The sequence below is a fragment of the Gammaproteobacteria bacterium genome (assembly GCA_013696315.1).
Taxonomy (GTDB): Bacteria; Pseudomonadota; Gammaproteobacteria; order JACCYU01; family JACCYU01; genus JACCYU01.
Window position 1 is genome coordinate 1 of sequence record JACCYU010000009.1, and the last position, 5,047, is coordinate 5,047.

6 protein-coding genes are annotated in these 5,047 nt (G+C 60.8%); 3 read left to right on the forward strand and 3 right to left on the reverse strand.

The window, feature by feature from the left end; translation table 11 throughout:
* The first annotated feature begins 12 nt into the window (after window positions 1–12).
* Window positions 13–336: a thiosulfate oxidation carrier complex protein SoxZ gene (gene soxZ, locus H0V34_00605; GenBank protein MBA2490251.1), complete on the forward strand. Its 324-nt coding sequence runs from the start codon at window positions 13–15 to the stop codon at window positions 334–336.
* 50 nt (window positions 337–386) lie between these two features.
* Window positions 387–1,052 carry an alpha/beta fold hydrolase gene (locus H0V34_00610; protein ID MBA2490252.1) on the forward strand — a complete coding sequence of 222 codons (666 nt, stop codon included), beginning with the start codon at window positions 387–389 and terminating at the stop codon, window positions 1,050–1,052.
* A gap of 96 nt (window positions 1,053–1,148) precedes the next feature.
* On the opposite strand, the gene H0V34_00615 is transcribed toward H0V34_00610, so the two are convergent.
* The 3 genes from H0V34_00615 to argH form a co-directional block, all read right to left on the reverse strand.
* On the reverse strand, window positions 1,149–1,685 hold the full coding sequence (locus tag H0V34_00615) for a glutathione S-transferase family protein (protein MBA2490253.1): 537 nt from the start codon (window positions 1,683–1,685) through the stop codon (window positions 1,149–1,151).
* A gap of 64 nt (window positions 1,686–1,749) precedes the next feature.
* On the reverse strand, window positions 1,750–2,682 hold the full coding sequence (locus H0V34_00620; GenBank protein ID MBA2490254.1) for a diguanylate cyclase: 933 nt from the start codon (window positions 2,680–2,682) through the stop codon (window positions 1,750–1,752).
* A gap of 226 nt (window positions 2,683–2,908) precedes the next feature.
* Window positions 2,909–4,303 carry an argininosuccinate lyase gene (argH, locus tag H0V34_00625; protein MBA2490255.1) on the reverse strand — a complete coding sequence of 465 codons (1,395 nt, stop codon included), beginning with the start codon at window positions 4,301–4,303 and terminating at the stop codon, window positions 2,909–2,911.
* A gap of 99 nt (window positions 4,304–4,402) precedes the next feature.
* Here argH and H0V34_00630 point away from each other — a divergent pair.
* A partial coding sequence (locus tag H0V34_00630) for a histidine kinase (protein MBA2490256.1) occupies window positions 4,403–5,047 on the forward strand: 645 nt, incomplete at its 3' end.

The window sequence follows — 5,047 nt, forward strand, 5'->3', positions numbered from 1 at the left end:
GATCAGGGCGGCATGACTGACAGCATCAAGATACTCGCGGAGATCCAAGGCGAAGTCGTGACGTTTAAGAGCCTTATTCGTCACCCGATGGAAACCGGGCAGCGCAGGGACGAACAAACCGGGGAGCTCATTCCCGCCCATTTTATTCGCGAAGTTACCGTAGAACATATGGGTCGCGTGGTCATGACCGCGCTGTGGGGCACGGGCATTTCCGCAAATCCCTATCTGTCGTTCAAGTTCCGTGGCGCCAAGGCCGGTGACCCGGTCAGGCTCAGCTGGGTGGACAACCGGGGCGCATCGGATAGCCTGCTGGCTGAAATCACCGCAGCGGACTGAGTCGCGGGCGCAAACCTCGGCGACCACTCTTCAAAAAGGCAAGCGAAACGCTGACTAACGAATATCTCCCCGCGGTAGAACTCGCGACGGGTCCTGGTCCCGACGCGAGCATCATCTGGTTGCATGGGCTGGGCGCCGACGGCCACGATTTCGAGCCCATCGTGCCCGAACTTCGCCTGCGATCGCTCGCCATTCGCTTTGTGTTTCCGCACGCGCCAGTGCGACCGGTTACCCTCAACGGGGGTCTAGCCATGCCGGCATGGTATGACATTAGCGGCCTGACCTCGGCGGCGCGAGAGGACGAGCAAGGCATCCGCGAGATGGCGCCGACCATAGAGGCGCTGATCCAGCGCGAGCGCGAGCGCGGCATTCCGGCCAGCCGCATCGTACTGGCCGGATTTTCACAGGGCGGCGCGCTCGCGCTGCACGTTGCGCTGCGCTATGGGGAGACCCTGGCGGGTATCATGGGCTTGTCGACTTATCTGCCGCTCAGGGCACGAGTAAAGCGCGAACGCCACGCCGCCAATGAGAATACGCCTGTCTTTCTGGCGCACGGCACGGACGATCCAGTGTTGGATTTCTCGTTCGGCACAATTTCGCGAGACTTGCTGCGAGAGATAGGCCATCCGCTGGAGTGGCATGAATATGCCATGCCGCACGCGGTATGTCCGCAGGAAATCGCTGACATCAGAACCTGGCTGCTCGGGCGACTCTAGCGAGGTGTCGGCCGTGGCGACTGGCTTGCAGCGCGAGCGTCGTGGCTTTTAGCTAACGCACGCCGCATATTCCGCTCCCGGCCCGCAAGACAGGGGTCACGCCCGGGCGCTAGGCCGTCGGCCAAAGTTTGCATACCAGCGCATCAGGTTCTGGTAGGAATCGTCGATGTGTACATCGGCGCGTTCGGCGTGCTCGAAAGCCGCGAACAAGGTGCAGTCGGCAATGCTTGGCTTGTCGCCCGCCACAAGCCGATGCGCGCCGATTCGTCCATCGATGAGACGCAAGGCCGCCGGAGGCGCCGCGCGCGCCTGCTCGGCTGCCTGCGCAACCTGTCTGCGGTGTGCGAATATCGGGCTGGTGTTCATGAAAATTTGCGTGATGCGGTTCAGTATGCTCATCTCCGCAATGCGCTCCAGTTCGCGCACTCGCGCGCGCTCCAGCGGCTCGCTGCCGATCATGGGCGGGTCTGGATGCAATTCCTCCAGATACTCGATGATGGCCAGCGACTCGGTGAGGCAGAAGCCGTCGTCCAGTTCTAGCACCGGCAATGCGCCCATGGGGTTCTTGGCGAGAAACTCGGGTCGCTGATTGTCGCCCGCGCGCAGATCCACCCGTTCAAGCGGAATCTTCAACCCCTTTCCGCCAGGTAAATTCGCAGCTTGTGTGGGTTGGGCGCAAACGGGAAGTCATAGATCTTCACGGTATTATTTTGTCTCCCATGCGGCGACCGCCGCGCGGAATCGCACCGGCGGTCTGCAATGTCAAATCGCCAGCCGTATTGACTAGCTCGTGCACAATATCATTCTTGCCGCCGACTTTGGCCTTGTACATGAGGTCGTCAGCGACCTTTATGGCGGCATCGACGTTCAATGGCGCTTTCAGAAACGTGGCGACACCCACGCTGAAACCGACCGCGGAGCCATCGCTGGCCGCGATCCGCGCCAACCGATCCTCTAGTGTTGCGATTAGGGCCCGCGCACCTTCGTAGTCCGTTTCGGGCAACAGCAGCACGAATTCGTCACCCCCGCGCCGGCAGACCAGATCCGAACTTCGCACGCCCTGCCGCAAGGCGGCGGCGATGGTGGTAAGCACCCGATCCCCGGCCACATGCCCGCTACTATCGTTCAGGCGCTTGAAGTCGTCGATATCAATATAAATCACGGTCGTGTGATGGCCGCGGCTGAGTGCGAGATCAAGATACCGGCTGGCCGTTTCGTCGAACGCGCGGCGGTTCATGAGCCCGGTCAGCGGGTCGGCTCTGGCGAGCCGCGACTCGTGCTCGACGTAACGGGCGAGCCTCGCGCTCAGATTAGCGACAAACGCGAAGACACCGAGCCCGACACCGGCATTCCACACATGAATTGCGGTTATGCCGTCGACCGGGCTGCCTGCCACCTCGAGCGTGAACCGAATGACGATCGCGAACGCGCAGACCAGCAGGCTGACGGTGATGCCCGTGTACCAAGCCGCGACGAATATCGGTATGAGATAAAAAATATCCGATGGCAGTTCATGGCCCGTGAGATGGTCAACCAGTCCGGCAAGGCATACCAGTACGCTGGTGCTCGCGAGCGTGGCGAGGGTGCGGCCTTTGAGCCGCGCATCCACGTAATCTACGATCCTTGTCATGGTCAGCAATTCCGGCAAGAATAATAGGTACTGCGTGCCGCCGGTTCAGCAGTGGCGCCAAGTGCTGGCGATACGTTGCGTTGCGCGTCACGCAAGACCTGCACCGGGCAGAGCCCAGGTCTGGCGAACTTTTTTGCTGTGCCCTCATGACTGCGCCTGATGGGGATGCCTGTGCCGGCGCGAAACACAGTATTGTAACCGTGGGCCATATTGTTGCCGTGGCGCGTCAGCTGGCGCCGCCCAGGCGGGCGCGCGCCGACTCGATCTGCGAACGCACCTGTGCCGGTGATGTGCCACCCAACAGATTACGCGAAGCGACCGAACCTTCCGGCACAAGCACGGCAAACACGTCGCCACCGATTTTCGGAGATAGCTTTTGCAGCTGATCGAGACTGAGTGCGCCGAGCGGCGCGACCTGATCGATTGCCATCCTGACTGCCTGCCCGACGATTTCGTGAGCGTCCCGGAATACGACGCCCTTGCGCACCAGGTAATCGGCGAGATCGGTGGCTGTGGCGTAACCCCGGTCGACCGCAGCACGCATTGCGGCCTTGTTGAATTCGATTGCCGGCACCATGTCCGCGAACGCTCGCAGACAATCTTGCAGCGTATCCACCGTGTCGAAGATCGGCTCCTTGTCTTCCTGGTTGTCCTTGTTGTACGCGAGCGGCTGACTTTTCATGACTGTGAGCAACGCCATTAAACTGCCGTACACGCGCCCGGTCTTGCCGCGCACCAGCTCCGGCACATCGGGGTTTTTCTTCTGCGGCATCATGCTCGATCCCGTGCAGAATCGGTCAGGCAGCTCGATATATCGAAACTGTGGCGAGTTCCACAGAATCATTTCCTCGGCGATGCGCGAGAGGTGCAGCATGACCAGTGCGCCGTCAGCGCAGAATTCAATCGCAAAATCGCGATCGGACACTGCGTCCAGGGAGTTGTCGGAGGGTCGCGTAAAGCCCAGCAGTGCCGCGGTGTAGGAGCGATCGAGAGGATAGCTGGTGCCCGCCAGTGCGCCCGAGCCGAGCGGCATGACGTTGACGCGCGACTGGCAGTCAGCCAGCCGCGCGTGGTCGCGCTCCAGCATCTCGAACCACGCTAGCAGATGATGGCCAAGCACGATGGGTTGCGCCACCTGCAGATGCGTAAACCCCGGCATGATCGTCTCAGTGTGCCGGGACGCCACTTCCAGCAAAGCGCGTTGCAGGCGCCGGATCTCTCTCTGAATCGCGCCGATCTCAGCGCGCAGGTACAGGCGCAGATCGGTCGCGACCTGATCGTTGCGGGAGCGGCCCGTGTGCAACTTTTTTCCGACCTCGCCGAGCATTTCAGTCAGACGCGCCTCGATGTTCATATGGACATCTTCCAGCGCTGCTTTCCAGACGAACTCACCGCGCTCGATCTCGGCCTGAACGGTGTCCAGACCACTGAGCAACTGCCCACATTCCGCCTCGCTGATAACACCCACCTTCGCCAGGGTGCGCGAATGCGCGCGCGAACCCTCGATATCGCAAGCGTACAACCGCCGGTCGAACCCGACGGAAGTGGTGAATTCCTCGACAAACGCATCAATTCGTTCGACGAAGCGACCGCTCCAGGGTTTATCCTTGTCAATGCTCATTAAAGACTCTAGTTTGATGGCGCCAAAATTATAACATTGCGACAGCGCGTCAGCGGGAACCCGGCCGCGGCGCCGGTAAACCTCACAGCACTCAATCTCATGGCTCACAAAAGGCGTAACACCACGGATTCGACCTCGTACGAGGCTAACTTTTTGCCGGACTTTTGCAGCGCGAGAACTGTACTGCTGGCAGTGCTGAGCGCAGAATTGCTGGCGTTTATCCTCGCTCTGTCATCCGGCGCGGACGGCCGCGACCTGTGGATCAATCTGGCGCTGATTTCAGTTTTTCTTCAATGGATCGCCCTTGGCAACATCGTCGTGCTATGTCTCAGCCGCCCCCGCCTCAATCGGCTGACGCCACTCGCCGCGGCGCTTGGCTGTTACGGGCTGAGCCTGGTTGTCACCCTGGCGGTATCCGTTTGCGCGGTCTGGTTCGCGCCGCTGGACCTGGTCGCCGCCGGTAATGGATTGACGCTGCACCAGCAGTTCATTCAGCGCAACGTGGCAATCGGCGCGATCGTTTCCGCGGTGGCGCTGCGCTACTTCTACGTTCAGCATCAATGGAAACAGAATATCGAAACCGAAGCCCGTTCGCGTATTCAGGCGCTGCAGGCCCGCATTCGGCCGCATTTTCTATTCAACAGCATGAACACCATCGCGAGCCTCACCCGCACGAGTCCGGAACTCGCGGAGAAGGCCGTTGAAGACCTCGCCGATCTTTTTCGCGGCTCGCTGGGCCAACAG

Coding starts and splice junctions, on each gene's coding strand:
- soxZ (MBA2490251.1), top strand. CDS start 13: ATGACTGACAGCATCAAGATACTCGCGGAGATCCAAGGCGAAGTCGTG.
- argH (MBA2490255.1), bottom strand. CDS start 4,303: ATGAGCATTGACAAGGATAAACCCTGGAGCGGTCGCTTCGTCGAACGA.
- H0V34_00620 (MBA2490254.1), bottom strand. CDS start 2,682: ATGACAAGGATCGTAGATTACGTGGATGCGCGGCTCAAAGGCCGCACC.